General features: G+C 44.5%; 15 protein-coding genes. 9 read left to right on the forward strand and 6 right to left on the reverse strand.

All coding sequences use genetic code 11. The features are described 5' to 3' along the window. Nucleotides 1-167: 167 nt before the first annotated feature. Both glyS and glyQ read right to left on the reverse strand, forming a co-directional pair. Nucleotides 168-2234: a glycine--tRNA ligase subunit beta gene (gene glyS / locus MMA19_RS24995; protein ID WP_240207565.1), complete on the reverse strand. Its 2067-nt coding sequence runs from the start codon at nt 2232-2234 to the stop codon at nt 168-170. Between the two features lie 18 nt (nt 2235-2252). After that, complete coding sequence (gene glyQ / locus MMA19_RS25000) at nt 2253-3161, reverse strand: glycine--tRNA ligase subunit alpha (RefSeq protein ID WP_006075100.1); 909 nt, start codon at nt 3159-3161, stop codon at nt 2253-2255. 403 nt (nt 3162-3564) lie between these two features. Here glyQ and MMA19_RS25005 point away from each other — a divergent pair, with 403 nt between their 5' ends. Then, nucleotides 3565-4119 (forward strand): TMEM165/GDT1 family protein, encoded by a 555-nt coding sequence (locus MMA19_RS25005; protein WP_240207567.1) that lies wholly within the window; start codon nt 3565-3567, stop codon nt 4117-4119. A 141-nt stretch (nt 4120-4260) separates the two neighbouring features. Then, nucleotides 4261-4521 (forward strand): hypothetical protein, encoded by a 261-nt coding sequence (locus MMA19_RS25010; protein ID WP_006075102.1) that lies wholly within the window; start codon nt 4261-4263, stop codon nt 4519-4521. A gap of 35 nt (nt 4522-4556) precedes the next feature. Here the strand turns inward: MMA19_RS25010 and tusA are convergent, their stop codons facing one another. After that, complete coding sequence (gene tusA / locus MMA19_RS25015; RefSeq protein ID WP_006075103.1) at nt 4557-4805, reverse strand: sulfurtransferase TusA; 249 nt, start codon at nt 4803-4805, stop codon at nt 4557-4559. A gap of 133 nt (nt 4806-4938) precedes the next feature. Between tusA and MMA19_RS25020 the strand changes: the two genes are divergently transcribed. The 4 genes from MMA19_RS25020 to MMA19_RS25035 all read left to right on the forward strand — a co-directional run bounded on the left by MMA19_RS25020 (nt 4939) and on the right by MMA19_RS25035 (nt 7856). After that, a complete protein-coding gene (locus tag MMA19_RS25020; RefSeq protein ID WP_006075104.1) occupies nt 4939-5124 on the forward strand; it encodes a hypothetical protein in 186 nt (61 codons plus the stop codon). 171 nt (nt 5125-5295) lie between these two features. After that, on the forward strand, nt 5296-6237 hold the full coding sequence (locus MMA19_RS25025; protein ID WP_006075105.1) for a LysR family transcriptional regulator: 942 nt from the start codon (nt 5296-5298) through the stop codon (nt 6235-6237). Between the two features lie 84 nt (nt 6238-6321). Beyond that, on the forward strand, nt 6322-6933 hold the full coding sequence (locus MMA19_RS25030; protein ID WP_240207568.1) for a c-type cytochrome: 612 nt from the start codon (nt 6322-6324) through the stop codon (nt 6931-6933). Next, on the forward strand, nt 6930-7856 hold the full coding sequence (locus tag MMA19_RS25035; RefSeq protein WP_006075107.1) for a c-type cytochrome: 927 nt from the start codon (nt 6930-6932) through the stop codon (nt 7854-7856). Before MMA19_RS25030 ends, MMA19_RS25035 begins: the two co-directional genes overlap by 4 nt. 53 nt (nt 7857-7909) lie before the next feature. Here MMA19_RS25035 and MMA19_RS25040 read toward each other — a convergent pair whose 3' ends face one another. From MMA19_RS25040 to fadB, 3 genes are all read right to left on the reverse strand, one after another. Next, entirely contained in the window at nt 7910-8890 is a 981-nt protein-coding gene (locus MMA19_RS25040; protein WP_038224188.1) for an MDR family oxidoreductase, read from the reverse strand. 151 nt (nt 8891-9041) lie between these two features. After that, nucleotides 9042-10205, reverse strand: a complete 1164-nt coding sequence (fadA, locus tag MMA19_RS25045) for an acetyl-CoA C-acyltransferase FadA (protein WP_006075109.1) — start codon at nt 10203-10205, stop codon at nt 9042-9044. Nucleotides 10206-10231: 26 nt separating this feature from the next. Next, the gene (fadB, locus tag MMA19_RS25050) at nt 10232-12400 is read right to left on the reverse strand and encodes a fatty acid oxidation complex subunit alpha FadB (protein WP_006075110.1); all 2169 of its coding nucleotides are present in this window, start codon (nt 12398-12400) and stop codon (nt 10232-10234) included. Nucleotides 12401-12620: 220 nt separating this feature from the next. Here fadB and MMA19_RS25055 point away from each other — a divergent pair, with 220 nt between their 5' ends. Genes MMA19_RS25055 through hemG form a run of 3 tightly spaced genes read left to right on the forward strand, consistent with a single transcriptional unit; the run spans nt 12621 to nt 15293 of the window. Continuing rightward, entirely contained in the window at nt 12621-13244 is a 624-nt protein-coding gene (locus tag MMA19_RS25055) for a YigZ family protein (RefSeq protein ID WP_006075111.1), read from the forward strand. Nucleotides 13245-13276: 32 nt separating this feature from the next. Beyond that, the gene (locus tag MMA19_RS25060; protein ID WP_006075112.1) at nt 13277-14734 is read left to right on the forward strand and encodes a TrkH family potassium uptake protein; all 1458 of its coding nucleotides are present in this window, start codon (nt 13277-13279) and stop codon (nt 14732-14734) included. 31 nt (nt 14735-14765) lie between these two features. Then, a complete protein-coding gene (gene hemG / locus MMA19_RS25065) occupies nt 14766-15293 on the forward strand; it encodes a menaquinone-dependent protoporphyrinogen IX dehydrogenase (protein ID WP_006075113.1) in 528 nt (175 codons plus the stop codon). Nucleotides 15294-15445 lie beyond the last annotated feature (152 nt).

Raw genomic sequence — 15445 nt, forward strand, 5'->3', positions numbered from 1 at the left:
CTAGTTCATTGTGTTCACTTGTTATATTTTTTCGGTTTTTTATCCTGCTGGTGGCAAGATTAATGTTTGAACATACATTAATGAAACTGTGAGGCAAAGCACTATTTGTGGTGGGAATAAAAAAAAGCCCAGTTAGGTAACTGGGCTTTTGCTGTTTTTCTATAAAATTACTTTTGAATCAGTGATATATCAGCAATTTGCAAGAATAGGTTACGTAGGTTGTTCAGCAGTGTTAGGCGGTTTTTCTTCAGCGCCTCATCGTCTGCCATTACCATTACGTTGTCGAAGAAAGCATCAACCGGTTCACGAAGATCTGCTAGCTTGCTTAGCGCTTCTTGGTAGTTACCTGTAGCGAAAGCTGGCTCTAGTGCTTCTGTCATGACTTCTACATTTTCTGCCAGTACTTTTTCTGCATCTTCTTGTAGAAGTGCAAGGTCGATATCGGCGGCGAGTTCACCATCAAACTTCGCTAGGATATTGCCCACACGCTTGTTTGCTGCAGCAAGTGATTCTGCCGCTTCCAGTTCGCGGAAGTGAGATACTGCTTTCACACGCTGGTCAAAGTCTGCAGGTTTAGTCGGACGACGTGCTAACACCGCTTGGATAATGTCTACGCTGAAGCCTTCGTCTTTGTACCATGCATTGAAACGACCAAGCATAAACTCAAGTACGTCTTCTTCAACATTTGCATTGGTTAGCTTGTCGCCAAATAGTGACTTCGCTTTTGCGATAAGATCTGTAAGGTCTAAGCTGTAGCCATTTTCTACGATGATACGCAACACACCTAGCGATGCACGACGAAGTGCAAATGGGTCAGAGCCCTTAGGTGCTTGACCAATACCGAAGATACCAACAATAGTATCTAGCTTGTCTGCCATCGCGACAGCGGATGAGATACCAGTGCTTGGTAGGTCATCGCCTGCAAAACGAGGCATGTATTGCTCGTATAGTGCTAGTGCTACTTGCTCATCTTCGCCGTCGTGCGTGGCATAATGCATCCCCATCACACCTTGAGTATCAGTAAATTCAAATACCATAGATGTCATTAGGTCACATTTAGCCAATAGGCCTGCACGCTTAGACTTTTCAACATCAGCATCGATTTGCTCAGCGATGTAGCCAGCAAGCTCAGTGATGCGATCCGTCTTGTCTTTGATAGTACCTAGCTGCTTCTGGAAGATAGCTTGCTCTAGTTCAGGTAGACGGTCGATAAGCGGGCGCTTGCGATCTGTATTAAAGAAGAACTCGGCATCGGCTAGGCGAGGACGCACAACCTTCTCGTTACCTTCGATAACGTAGCGAGGCTCTTTCGATTCGATATTAGAAACGAAGATGAAGTTTGGTAGTAGCTTCTTGTTCTCGTCATAAACTGGGAAGTATTTTTGGTCGCCCTTCATGGTGTAAACCAACGCTTCAGAAGGTACTTTTAGGAATTCTTCTTCAAACTTCGCAGTGAGTACTACTGGCCATTCAACCAGGGACGTCACTTCTTCTACTAAGTCATCTTCGAGATCAGCTACACCGCCAACCGCTGCCGCTGCTTTTTGAGAGTCCGCTAGGATGATGGCTTTACGTGCGTCATAATCAGCCATCACTTTACCGCGTTCTTCGAGGATCGCTGGGTATTGCTCTGCTGATTCGATAGTGAACTCTTGCTCACCCATAAAGCGGTGACCACGGATAGTTCGATCAGACGCTACGCCTAGGATTTCGCCTTCTATAAGGTCAGAACCCATTACCATCGTCAGCGTTTTAACTGGGCGGATAAATTGAGTGGTTTTATCACCCCAACGCATTGGCTTAGCGATAGGTAGATTAGCGAGTGCTTTGGCTGCAAGTTCAACGATGATCTCAGACGTTGCCTGACCTTTCACCTCTTGTTTGAATAGCAGCCATTCACCTTTGTCAGTCACTAGACGTTCTGCTTGGTCAACAGTAATACCGTTACCACGAGCCCAGCCTTGTGCTGCTTTAGTTGCATTGCCATCAGCATCAAATGCTACCGATACTGCTGGGCCGCGCTTTTCAACCACTTTGTCAGCTTGACCTTCAGCCAGCGCTGAAACCTTAAGTGCTAAGCGACGAGGTGCGGCATACCACTTCACACCTTCGTGTGCTAGGTCTGCATCTTTAAGTTCAGACTCAAAGTTTGCTGCAAATGCTTCAGCAAGAGTGCGAAGTTGTGTTGGTGGTAGCTCTTCAGTACCTAGTTCAATTAGAAATTCTTTTGCCATGTTTACTGTCTCCTCGCCTTATTTCTTACACATTGGGAAGCCAAGTGCTTCACGTGATGCGTAGTATGCTTCTGCTACTGACTTAGTCAGGTTGCGGATGCGAAGAATGTAACGTTGGCGCTCTGTTACAGAGATAGCTTTGCGAGCATCAAGCAAGTTGAACGCGTGAGCGGCTTTTAGAATGCGCTCGTAAGCTGGAAGAGGAAGAGGTTTCTCTAGTTCCAGTAGCTCTTTAGTTTCTTTCTCACATTGATCGAAATATGAGAATAGGAAGTCTACGTCAGCGTGCTCGAAGTTGTATGTAGATTGCTCAACTTCGTTTTGGTGGAAGATATCACCATAAGTCACTTTGCTTCCGTCTGGTGCAATGTTCCAAACTAGGTCGTAAACAGAGTCTACTTCTTGGATATACATAGCAAGGCGCTCGATACCATAAGTGATCTCGCCGGTTACTGGCTTACACTCAAGACCACCCACTTGCTGGAAGTAAGTAAACTGAGTGACTTCCATACCGTTTAGCCATACTTCCCAACCAAGACCCCAAGCACCGAGTGTCGGGTTTTCCCAGTTGTCTTCTACGAAGCGAATGTCATGCACTAGTGGGTCGATACCAAGTACTTCTAGTGAGCCTAGATATAACTCCTGAATGTTGTCTGGAGATGGCTTTAGCGCTACCTGAAATTGATAGTAGTGCTGTAGTCGGTTCGGGTTTTCACCATAGCGGCCGTCAGTCGGACGACGAGATGGTTGGACATAAGCTGTCGACATTGGCTCAGGGCCAAGTGCGCGCAAACATGTCATTGGGTGAGAGGTGCCCGCACCTACTTCCATATCTAGAGGTTGTACAATGGTACAGCCATTTTGTGCCCAATAATCCTGCAGCGCGAGGATCATTCCCTGGAAGGTTTTGATATCGTATTTTTGCATAGTCAATTCGCGCGATTCTTTATCTGAAAAAGGTAAAAATAACGATCAAGTATACCCAGTAATTCCTTGGGGGAGTAGGGGTAAAAGTGGTTAATTAATCGTCATTATGCGAAAAAAGGTCAGTTTTTTGCATTTCTCGCTCAACTGCGGCTTAAGGGACAGTGTTATTGTTGAATTTGATGGTTAGTGTGATTACAATACCGCCATCTTTGGGGAGTAGCTTATTCGGACTCTAGCAAGAGTCAGAATTCGTTCGTCAACATAATTGGTGCAAAATCACCATGGCGTTCGAGACTTGTGCCAACAAGTTTAGCAAGACCTTAGATAAACATCGTGAACCGGGGTGGGGTGCGAGGTTTATCTATAGGTTAAAAACTATAATCCCTGCCCCTTAGAGCATGTCGTGAGCGTTTTAGCTATTTCAATTACTACTGTCGCCTTAGCTGAGATTGGGGATAAAACCCAACTTCTCTCATTGCTGTTAGCCAGTCGTTACCGTAAACCTATTCCCATTATTGCAGCCATTTTTCTGGCAACGATAGCCAACCATGCACTTGCTGCTTGGTTAGGAGTTGTCGTCGCCGATTACCTTTCGCCTCAAGTTCTGAAGTGGGTTGTTGTCGTAAGTTTTGTAGCCATGGCCGGATGGGTACTGATTCCCGATAAACTGGATGAAGAGGAAAGTATCTCCAACAAAGGACCATTTGTGGCCAGTTTCATTGCGTTTTTTATCGCAGAGATTGGTGACAAAACTCAAATTGCGACATCAATATTAGGGGCGCAGTATGCCGATGCCTTAATGCTGGTGGTTCTAGGAACCACTATTGGTATGTTGTTGGCGAATGTTCCGGTAGTACTGATAGGAAAGTTGTCAGCGGATAAATTGCCATTAGATTGGATTCGCCGGGTTACCGCCACTCTGTTTGTATTATTAGCAATTGGTGCGGCTATTTTTTAATAACAATATCAACTAGCTAACTGTGATTTATCCAAGATCAAACTCTGGCACGAATCTAGTGAATTTCGTGATGAGTGACATATTAGTGTCACAATTGTCATGCTACTTTAATCATGTGGATCCTAGCGAGAGGGCAATACTATGCTTACACGTTACACAGGAATGACCGCGAAAAGTCAGAGTTCTTTATTTACGTTCGGTTTTGTTTTAACGGTTCTTGGAATGGTGCTCACCGACATGTGGACACCTATGGTTGTCGGTGCCATTGTGATGGCTGGACTCTCTGTAGAGTCGTGGATTAGGGTGCAACACCTCATTCCCATGCACAATGAAATACGTGCGATGCAAAAGCAGATTAAGCAGTTGCAATCGGAAGTCCGAACGCTTGAATATGATGAATAGTAAAAAGGCTGCATGATGCAGCCTTTTTTGATTCTTTACGCGAGACCTTTCTTGATTAAGTAAAGGTAAGGTATAGATTCTGTTTGCGAGCCAAGTAATTGGTGATCCATAAAACGACAAAAGCTTGGGATGTCTCTCGTAGTAGAAGGATCGTCAGCTTTCACTAACAACACTTCTCCTTGTTCCATTTTACGAATTGTCTTCCTGACCATCATCACTGGCTCTGGACAGCGCAAGCCTTCTGCTTCTAATGTTTGCGTTGCTAGGTCTGTATTGATTGTCATGGTGTGCTCTGATCTATAAAAAACAGCTCAAATTCTACTTATGAAGAAAAAATATGCAATAACTCTTGGCAAATGGATTTTTTTGTTTTAACTTTATTTAACAAGTTGGTAACAAAGAAGCAAGGGAGTAGCTATGTTGACCGCTTTAGATAGATTGACGATTTATTCAGTGCTTTGCTTTATTGCGTTCTGTGCCCTGGTATTAAAGACTTCAGCAGAGCCGAGCTTTGTTCCTTTAATTGGATTAAGCGCCTCAATCCTAGGGATTTGGATTGAGATGAGACGCTGGCAAGATGTTTCAGAAGAACAAGAAAGTTAACATTTTATAAACATCTGGCTAATTTAGATTTCTAACACTATACGACATTCCGACACTATCCCCATTTTCTTGGGCTTCCCCGCTGTCAAAGGCGGGATTTTTTTTATCTGGCGCTAGGTAAAGATATTCGGGCTCGGTGTACACTATAAAAGAACCCGTTAGGAAGTGTTTATGGAACTCGAAGAAATCTATCGTCGTGACTTGAATCTGTTGGTTGCGTTAAAAGTGTTGGTCGAAGAAGGTAGTGTTAGTCAAGCAGCTGTGCGCTTGAACCTTAGCCAGTCAGCGACCAGTCGTGTTTTAGGTCGGCTCAGAGATTTATTGGGCGATCCTCTGTTTACCCGTCAAGGGCAACGGATCATTCCTACCAGTAAAGCATTGGAGATCTGCAAACAAATTGATGCGCCGTTAGAATCATTCCGCCAACTGTTAACACCGAGTGAGTTCAATCCATATTACTGCAATGAGCGTTTTCTTATCGCTACTACTGACTACGCTATGCAGACCATACTTCCTTATGCCTTACCTATGGTGTATCAGCAGGCGCCTAACATTTCGCTAGAGTTTGCCCCACTGCAACACGAGAGCCTTTTTAAGCAGCTGAGTACCGATAAGGTAGATATGGCTATCTGTCGACCATCAGGTTCTGTCTCACCTTTGCATCAAGATATATTAGGGCCTGTAGGGGTTTCATGTTTAGTGTCTAAACAGCATCCTCTTGCGGAAAAGCCACTATTACTCGAAGACTATATTAATGCGCCACACGCCATGATTGCGATAAGCGATGGCGTAAAATCATTACTTGATGCTGCATTGGTTAATCAGAATCCAAGAAGAATGGTGTTACGGGCTTATCACCTTGAAGCGGCATTGGCGATTGTTGATTCCATGCCTCTTATTATTACCGTTCCTGCCGATTTAGCGTATTTGGTTGCAGAGCGATATGACTTAGTAATTAAGCCATTGCCATTTACGTTCACACCATTTGATTATTCGTTGATTTGGCACTCACGCTGCGATACTTCTGAGTCCCAGCAATGGTTGCGCAAAGTGTTGAAACAAGAATGTGGCAAATTGATTACTAAAAGAATTGAAGATGTAGGGTTAGGCTAGCAGTCGGTTGAATTGATACCTTCATTTCCTTGTATTCACTAATCTTTATCCTAGTTTGACTTAAAAACAACAAAGGAATGAGCAATGAATATTAAAAGGATTATCGTCGGGCTAGCTGCTATAAGCCTTACTCATACTGCTCTCGCCAATAACATCATGGAGGCGTGTATCGACTGTCATGGTTCTGATGGTGTTGGTAGAGAAAACACCATCCCTAACCTTCGAGGGCAGCCTAAAGCCTACTTAGAGGCTCAAGTCCTTGCGTTTAAATCTGGTCATCGAACTAGCAGCTTTATGGAGCCTATCGTTCACGACGTTGCAGATGATCAGCTGGTACTCGCTGCTGATTTCTATGCCTCCATTCCCGTTGATACTCCTGAAACCTTGCAATGGCGAGGTGATAAGTGGCCTGCTGATATGCCATTGGGTGAACGAATCGCATACAGTGGTAAATGGAATAGCAATGTACCAGCTTGTGTCAGTTGCCACGGACCTAATGGGGTGGGGGTTGCACCAAGTTTTCCTATGCTTATGGGGCAAAATAAAGACTACTTAATCAATCAACTCAACGCTTGGAAAAATGATCAACGCCCTCCGGGTTCGTTAGGGACGATGGTAACTATTTCTAAAGCACTCAGTGAAGAAGAAATCGAAGCTGTTGCGGAATACTTCTCATCGCAAGGAGGTTCTTTATGAAAACTCATTATCTAATCGCTTTGCTTGCTGGTTTTACTTTCGTTGCCTTTGCTGATCAATATAAAGAGCTTCACCCCATAGAGCCTGGTAGGACGTTGAACGAAGGTGAAACCCTTCATCAAGTATCTCATTGGGATAACTTACCAAAGGGTGAATTGGGGGAGTCGATAAAGCGTGGATATTCATTGTTTATGAATACCCAGCAATTGAAACCGACGGGAAGAGTGAATAATGGTATGAACTGCACCAATTGCCATCTTGGAGGGGGGAGTGTAGCCAATGCGGCACCTATGTGGGCTGCGTTTGTGTCTTACCCTGCCTATCGTTCTAAAAATAAACGAGTAAATACGTTTGAAGATCGATTGCAAGGTTGTTTTCTTTATTCTATGAACGCAAAAGATGGTCAACCCCCAGAGGTATTAAGTCAGGAAATATTGGACCTTAATGCTTACTCTTATTGGTTGTCGTTTGGGGTCTCTGTTGATAACAAGTTGCCTGGAAGAGGATTTGGAAAACTAGAGAAACCTGTGAAGGCACCTAGTTACAAGCGTGGTGAAAAAGCTTATCAAAAAGAATGTTCTGTATGCCATGGTGAAAACGGACAAGGACGACAGGTGGGTGGACGTTATGTCTTTCCTGCACTTTGGGGGCCGGATAGTTTTAACTGGGGAGCAGGAATGCATCGAGTAAATACTGCTGCTACGTTCATAAAACACAACATGCCTTTGGGGCAAGGTGGAACATTAACAGATCAGCAAGCTTGGGATATCGCGTTGTTTATGGACAGCCATGAACGACCACAGGATCCACGCTTTGATGGTGATATTAAGTCGACGAAAGAAGCTTTTCATAATCATAATGGAGAGTACGGTAATCCAAGCCCTGCTAATGATAAGCAAATACTCGGTACTAATGCGTATTAAATACAAAAGGCTCTCATCATGAGAGCCTTTTCAATAATATATGTTAGCTAAGATTAGATCTTAATTGTCACACGGCCAGTGATAGCGCCATTAGTGATATCTTCTGCTGCTTGAATCGCTTCTTCCAACGCCACTGTTTTACTCGCTTGTGCGTAGTATGATTCTGGAAGTAAAGTTGCCAATTGTTCCCATGCTTTGATACGTTTCTCGCGAGGGCACATTACTGAGTCAATACCCTGTAGGCGGACATTACGTAGAATAAATGGCATAACGGTTGTTGGCAAATCAAAACCACCTGCCAGACCACATGCTGCGACCACACCGTTATAGTTCATTTGAGCCAATACTTTCGCGAGAAGTTTGCTACCTACAGTGTCAACCGCTGCAGCCCAAACTTGACGCTCAAGTGGCTTAGCTGGTTCTTCAAGTTCACTACGTTCAACAATACGAGAAGCGCCAAGAGAAGTGAGTAATTCACCATTTTCTGAAGCACGGCCTGTGACTGCTGCGACTTTGTAGCCGAGTTGGTTTAGTAGCGTTACTGATACACTACCGACACCACCACTTGCGCCGGTTACCAGTACTTCACCATCTTCTGGTTTGATGCCAGCATCAACAATCGCTTGCACGCAAAGCATAGCCGTGAAGCCAGCAGTACCGATAGCCATGACCTTTTCTGCATCTAGGCCAGCAGGCATTGGCACCAACCAATCACCGTTTAGACTTGCTTTCTCTGCCATGCCACCCCAGTGATTCTCACCGACCCCCCAGCCAGTGAGAACCACTTCGTCGCCTTCCTTATAACGAGGGTCATCAGATTGAGACACTACGCCAGAAAGATCTATACCCGGTACCATTGGGAAATTGCGAATAATTTTGCCTTTACCTGTAATCGCCAACCCATCTTTGTAGTTCAAAGATGAATATTTTACATCTATTTTTACATTACCTTCTGGAAGCTGAGACTCATCTACTTGAGAAATAGTAGCGATTGTTTTTTTATCTTCTTGGTTAAGTAACAGTGCTTTGAACATGGTTGTCTCCAATGAGTTGACGTGTTATCTGCTGCAAAGTGTAGGCGACAAATAGGTAAAAAAAAAATGAAACTTGAACATTTGATGTATGCATTTTATGCATAAATAAAAACAGCTCCGCAAGCGGAGCTGTTTTTACATTCAGATGGGGTTATGGACGTTCGAATATGGTTGCAATGCCTTGACCCAAACCAATACACATGGTCGCTAGACCGATCTTGGCATCTTTGCTTTCCATAATATTGATAAGCGTGGTGGAAATACGAGAGCCTGAGCAGCCCAATGGGTGTCCAAGCGCGATAGCACCACCGTTAAGGTTTACTTTCTCGTCAACCACATCTAATAGACCCAGATCCTTCGCACATGGCAGTGATTGAGCAGCAAATGCTTCATTAAGTTCAACAATATCAATATCATCCATCGTCAAACCTGCACGCTTCAGTGCTTTTTGAGTCGCAGGTACTGGACCATAACCCATAATAGAAGGATCGCAACCAGCAATGGCCATTGAGCGGATTTTTGCACGAATAGGTAAACCTAGCTCGTTAGCTTTATCTTCACTCATTATCAACATGGCAGAAGCACCATCAGATAGCGCAGATGAAGTGCCGGCGGTGACTGTGCCGTTTGCAGGGTCAAATACAGGACGTAGCTTAGATAGACCTTCCACGTTAGTTTCCGGACGAATAACTTCATCGTAATCTAAAGTGAAGAGAGAGCCGTCTTCTGCGTGACCTTCTGTTGGTAGAATTTCGTTTTTGAAGCGTCCTTCTATGGTTGCGGCTTGTGCACGTTGGTGACTGCGGGCAGCAAACTCATCTTGTTGTTCGCGGCTAATTCCATGGAGTTTACCTAGCATCTCAGCTGTTAAACCCATCATGCCTGCTGCTTTTGCAACGTTCTTTGACAACTGTGGATGAAAGTCAACGCCATGAGTCATTGGGACATGACCCATGTGTTCTACACCACCGATAAGACAGATTTCCGCATCGCCTACCATAATAGAGCGTGCCGCGTCATGCAGAGCTTGCATTGATGAACCACACAAACGGTTAACGGTCACCGCACCAATTTCAATAGGTAAACCCGCGAGCAGTGCTGCATTACGTGCCACGTTAAAACCTTGCTCTAATGTTTGCTGTACACAGCCCCAATAGATATCTTCAATTTCTTCAGGTTTGACTTGTGGGTTGCGAGCCAAAATTCCTTTCATAAGATGCGCTGATAGATCTTCAGCACGTTGATGTCTAAATGCACCACCTTTGGAACGACCCATCGGTGTGCGAAGACAATCAACAACGACAACATTTTTCATTTTGATATTCCTCTTCCAATGGGTAATTACAGTGAGCCAGTTTGCTGCAGTTCATAGAAGCGCTTACCAGAGCTTGCCATGTCTACTAGCGACTGAGGGACTTTGTACATTGCACCCAATGACTCGTATTGTTTTGCCATTGCTACGTAGTTATCGATACCAATGCTATCTAGGTAACGGAATACACCACCGCGGAATGGAGGGAAGCCCAATCCATATACTAGAGCCATGTCGGCTTCTTGTGGTGTTGCAATGATGCCCTCTTCAAGACACAGTGCTACTTCGTTGATCATTGGAATCATCATACGTTGAATGATGGTGTCGTCGTCGAACGCTTGGCTTGGTTTGCAAACCGGTTCTAGTAAGCTAGTGATGTCTTCACTTGGTGCTTTCTTCGGTCGACCACGCTTGTCTGTAGTGTACGCGTAGAAGCCAGAGCCATTCTTCTGACCGTAGCGAGTGTTACTAAAGAGAACATCGATTGCATCGCGCTCTTCTTTCGCCATACGCTCAGGGAAACCTTCCGCCATGACAGCTTGAGCGTGGTGAGCGGTATCGATACCAACAACATCGAGAAGATAAGCAGGCCCCATAGGCCAACCAAACTTGCGCTCCATGACTTTATCAATCTGAATAAAGTCAGCACCATCACTTAATAGCTGACTAAAGCCGCCAAAGTAAGGGAAGAGTACGCGGTTAACAAAGAACCCTGGGCAATCATTCACGACGATTGGCGATTTACCCATTTTTGCTGCGTAAGCCACAACACGATTAATGGTTTCTTCTGACGTGTGCTCACCACGGATGATTTCAACCAGTGGCATACGGTGGACTGGATTAAAGAAGTGCATACCACAGAAGTTTTCTGGGCGCTTGAGTGACTTCGCAAGTACATTAATAGGAATCGTCGATGTATTCGATGCAATGACAGTATTCTCACCGACTAATCCTTCGACTTCGCTCAATACTGATGCCTTTATCTTTGGATTCTCAACGACCGCTTCGACAATCACATCGCTCTGTTCGATGCCTGCGTAATGAAGGCTTGGAGTGATAGATGCCAATACGCCAGCCATCTTAAAGCCATCAATACGACCACGTTGCAATCGTTTGTTCAGCAGTTTGGATGCTTCAGTCATGCCAAGCTCTAAAGAAGCCTGAGCAATATCTTTCATGATTACGGGTACGCCTTTAAGCGCAGACTGATAAGCAATACCGCCACCCATGATGCCAGCACCTAGCACGGCAGCACGTTCGGTGTCTTTACCTGACTTCGCGGCTTTCTTAGCAAGACCTTTAATGTATTGGTCGTTAAGGAAGATACCAACTAGTGCGTTGGCTACATCAGAGCCAGCTAGTTGAATAAAGTAATTTGCTTCAATATCAAGAGCCTGATCTCGGCCAGAGCGAGCTGCTTCTTCAATGGCTTTTACTGCAGCCATTGGTGCTGGATAATGTGGGCCTGCTTTTTGAGCAACAAGACCTTTAGCCATAGTGAAGCTCATCATCGCTTCAAGCTTGCTCAGTGTCAGTGGAGACACTTTCGCTTGGCGGCGTGCTTTCCAATCGATTTTCTCATTGATGGCTAATTGAATCGTGTTAAGTGCAGATTCATACAGTGCATCGGTTTCGACGATTGCGTCGAGTAAACCAAGCTTTAACGCTTCACCTGAGCGACATGCTTTACCTTGTGTGATGATTTCCATTGCGCTATCGGCACCAATGAGGCGTGGTAGACGCACAGTGCCGCCAAAGCCAGGCATAATGCCAAGTTTTGTCTCTGGAAGGCCGATGCTGGTGGTTTTGTCACCAATTCTAAAATCTGTTGCTAATACACACTCACAACCACCACCAAGCGTGTGACCTTTTAGGGCTGAAAGTGTCGGAACGGGCAGATCTTCTAACTTGTTGAAGATGCTATTTGCAAAACCAAGCCACTCTTTGAGTTCTGCTTTTGGTTTGGCAAACAATCCCAAGAATTCCGTGATATCGGCGCCAACGATAAATGCGCTTTTATCTGTAGTGAGGATTAGACCCTTTAAATCATTCCATGCTGCAAGAGCATCAAGTGCTTTGTCTAGGGCTTCAAGAGTAGCCAGATCAAGTTTATTGACCGACTGGGGAGAGCTAAAACACAGTTCGGCGATGCCGTTGTGTACTTCCTTTACCTGTAGGGTTTCAGATTGGTAAATCATTGTCATTCTCCGTGACAGACAATCCGTGATTGTGCGAAAGCGGTAGTTATTGTTTTTGCTTCTGGTTAGACCAGTCGTCTAATATTGAACCGCATTGAATTTAATTTCAATACATTTTTTAAACAACTGTTTAACATTATGACCGTGGTCCAATCTTGGAGTCAATCCTATTCACCCGTGATAGAATACCCTTTTTAGGCTACAGATCTCATAAATCCTAATGAACTCAACTGCATACTTGATACCAGAGCACTCTGTGATTTTTGAAGAAGAAATCAAAAAGAGTGTCTTCATCACACAAATTGCCCATACACCAAGTATCGAAAGTGCCAAAGCGTTTATCGATGATGTGAAGAAAGAACACAGTAGTGCCAGACATAACTGTTGGGGCTTTGTAGCCGGTCGTCCAGAAAATTCGATGATGTGGGGCTTTAGTGATGATGGTGAACCATCTGGCACAGCAGGAAAGCCTATTTTGGCACAGTTAAGCGGTTCCGGGATTGGAGAATTGGCGGCTGTTGTTACCCGTTATTCTGGTGGAATCAAGCTAGGAACAGGCGGATTAGTGAAAGCTTATGGTGGAGGAGTTCAACAAGCACTTAAGCTAATTCAAACAATAGAAAAAAAAATCACCACACAATTACGACTAGAGTTAGACTATGCATTTGTAGCCACGGCTCAGTCTGAACTTAGTAAGTGTTCTGCAGTAGAAGTGGAATCTCACTATAGCGATAAGGTTATTCTTATTGTAGAAGTTGAGGTGAATAAGGTTGATGCACTCACGCAAAGCATAATTAATAAAAGTGGAGCCAAGGCAATGGTTTCTCCAGTAGAACACAACTAGGACGTAACGAAGCGTAGCTTCATTCAACATATATGCAATTTCGATCCATAATCCGCATTGTCGGGCTTCTTTTAGCGCTGTTCAGTGTGTCAATGCTTGCGCCAGCTCTTGTCGCGCTCATCTATCGTGATGGTGCGGGTGTACCTTTTGTTACGACCTTTTTTGTCTTATTAGTTTGTGGTGGCTTTTTCTGGTTTCCCAACCGACGCCACAAACACGAGCTCAAAGCTCGTGATGGCTTCCTTATTGTGGTTTTGTTTTGGACAGTAATCGGCAGCGCCGGCGCCTTACCGTTCCTTATATCCGATTTCCCTAATGTATCGATAACCGATGCATTCTTTGAATCATTCTCCGCCTTAACCACTACCGGTGCGACGGTTATTGTTGGTTTAGATGAGCTACCTAAAGCGATATTGTTTTATCGTCAATTACTCCAGTGGTTTGGGGGCATGGGGATTATTGTACTCGCCGTCGCTATTTTACCGGTGCTAGGCATTGGTGGTATGCAGTTATATCGGGCCGAAATCCCTGGTCCGGTGAAAGACAGCAAAATGACGCCTCGAATTGCTGAGACAGCAAAGGCGCTTTGGTACATCTACTTAAGCTTGACTATCGCTTGTGCAGCGGCATTTTGGGTAGCAGGTATGACACCGTTTGATGCGATAGCCCATAGTTTCTCAACCATTGCGATTGGTGGTTTCTCCACTCACGATGCGAGTATGGGTTACTTTGATAGTCATGCTATAAATATGATTACCGTGGTATTCCTGCTTATATCGGCCTGTAATTACTCTTTGCACTTTGCTGCATTTGCTTCAGGTGGTGTACATCCTAAGTACTATTGGAAAGATCCCGAGTTTAGAGCCTTCATCTTTATACAGGTGGTGTTATTCCTGATCTGCTTCCTTATTTTATTGAAGCATCACTCCTATAACTCGGTATACGATGCGTTTGATCAGGCACTGTTCCAGTCAGTATCTATTTCGACGACGGCGGGCTTTACCACTACTGGATTCTCGGAATGGCCATTGTTTTTACCCGTGTTGCTACTGTTCTCTTCTTTTATTGGTGGATGTGCAGGCTCAACGGGTGGTGGTATGAAGGTAATTCGTATTTTATTACTTACTCTGCAAGGCGCTCGTGAGATGAAACGCCTTGTACACCCAAGAGCGGTATATACCATCAAAGTGGGTGGGACAGCACTGTCTCAGCGTGTTGTAGACGCCGTATGGGGATTTTTCTCGGCTTACGCGCTGGTGTTTGTGGTCTGTATGTTAGCGTTAATTGCTACTGGCATGGATGAGCTTAGTGCGTTCTCCGCAGTTGCGGCTACGTTGAACAACCTCGGCCCAGGTCTTGGAGAAGTAGCTGTCCACTTTGGTGAAGTCAATGATAGCGCTAAGTGGGTGCTCATCGTTTCGATGCTATTTGGCCGACTTGAAGTGTTTACCCTTCTTATTCTATTAACTCCTGCATTTTGGCGTAGTTAACCAGCCTGCTTATTAAGGTAAAGGAAACATCGTGGAAAAAGTTCTCTATCTCTATTCTTCTCGTGAAGGACAAACGACAAAAATCATTACGCGTATTGCTGAGCAATTAGGTGATGATGCCGCCACTATCGTCAATCTACACCAAGACATGAACATTAATCTTGATGAGTTCGATAAAGTGCTTATCGGGGCATCAATCCGATATGGTCATTTAAATAAGAAACTCTATCAGTTTTTAAATGCCAACAGTGCAAAGTTAGCGTCAATGAAAGCCGCATTCTTTTGCGTCAATCTGACCGCAAGAAAAGAAGAACAAGGAAAAGATACGCCGGAAGGCAGTGCTTATATAAAGACGTTCTTGAAAAAGTCACCTTGGCAACCGGAGTTAATAGGTGTGTTTGCCGGCGCATTGTATTACCCACGTTATAATCCTTTTGACCGCTTTATGATTAAACTGATTATGACGATGACCGGCGGAGAAACAGATACTTCAAAGGAAGTGGAATACACTAACTGGGATAAAGTCAGCTTGTTTGCGGATAAATTTGCTCAGCTATAATAAGAAAATGTCGATTTTTGCGTCGTTTTGAGCTGTTTTTAATCGAACGATAAAAAAATGCGAAAAACTTCAAAAAAAGGGTTGCCAAGAAGATTTCGATCTCTATAATGCCCCCTCGCTGACACGGGAACGCAGACGAAAGTTCGCATCCG

The organism is Vibrio sp. CyArs1, from assembly GCF_022432925.1.
GTDB lineage: Bacteria > Pseudomonadota > Gammaproteobacteria > Enterobacterales > Vibrionaceae > Vibrio > Vibrio mediterranei.

Bases quoted from the DNA above. Each gene is read 5' to 3' on its own strand.
- glyS (WP_240207565.1), bottom strand. From the start codon at position 2,234: ATGGCAAAAGAATTTCTAATTGAACTAGGTACTGAAGAGCTACCACCA.
- glyQ (WP_006075100.1), bottom strand. From the start codon at position 3,161: ATGCAAAAATACGATATCAAAACCTTCCAGGGAATGATCCTCGCGCTG.
- MMA19_RS25010 (WP_006075102.1), top strand. From the start codon at position 4,261: ATGCTTACACGTTACACAGGAATGACCGCGAAAAGTCAGAGTTCTTTA.
- tusA (WP_006075103.1), bottom strand. From the start codon at position 4,805: ATGACAATCAATACAGACCTAGCAACGCAAACATTAGAAGCAGAAGGC.
- MMA19_RS25020 (WP_006075104.1), top strand. From the start codon at position 4,939: ATGTTGACCGCTTTAGATAGATTGACGATTTATTCAGTGCTTTGCTTT.
- MMA19_RS25025 (WP_006075105.1), top strand. From the start codon at position 5,296: ATGGAACTCGAAGAAATCTATCGTCGTGACTTGAATCTGTTGGTTGCG.
- MMA19_RS25030 (WP_240207568.1), top strand. From the start codon at position 6,322: ATGAATATTAAAAGGATTATCGTCGGGCTAGCTGCTATAAGCCTTACT.
- MMA19_RS25035 (WP_006075107.1), top strand. From the start codon at position 6,930: ATGAAAACTCATTATCTAATCGCTTTGCTTGCTGGTTTTACTTTCGTT.
- MMA19_RS25040 (WP_038224188.1), bottom strand. From the start codon at position 8,890: ATGTTCAAAGCACTGTTACTTAACCAAGAAGATAAAAAAACAATCGCT.
- fadA (WP_006075109.1), bottom strand. From the start codon at position 10,205: ATGAAAAATGTTGTCGTTGTTGATTGTCTTCGCACACCGATGGGTCGT.
- fadB (WP_006075110.1), bottom strand. From the start codon at position 12,400: ATGATTTACCAATCTGAAACCCTACAGGTAAAGGAAGTACACAACGGC.
- MMA19_RS25055 (WP_006075111.1), top strand. From the start codon at position 12,621: ATGAACTCAACTGCATACTTGATACCAGAGCACTCTGTGATTTTTGAA.
- MMA19_RS25060 (WP_006075112.1), top strand. From the start codon at position 13,277: ATGCAATTTCGATCCATAATCCGCATTGTCGGGCTTCTTTTAGCGCTG.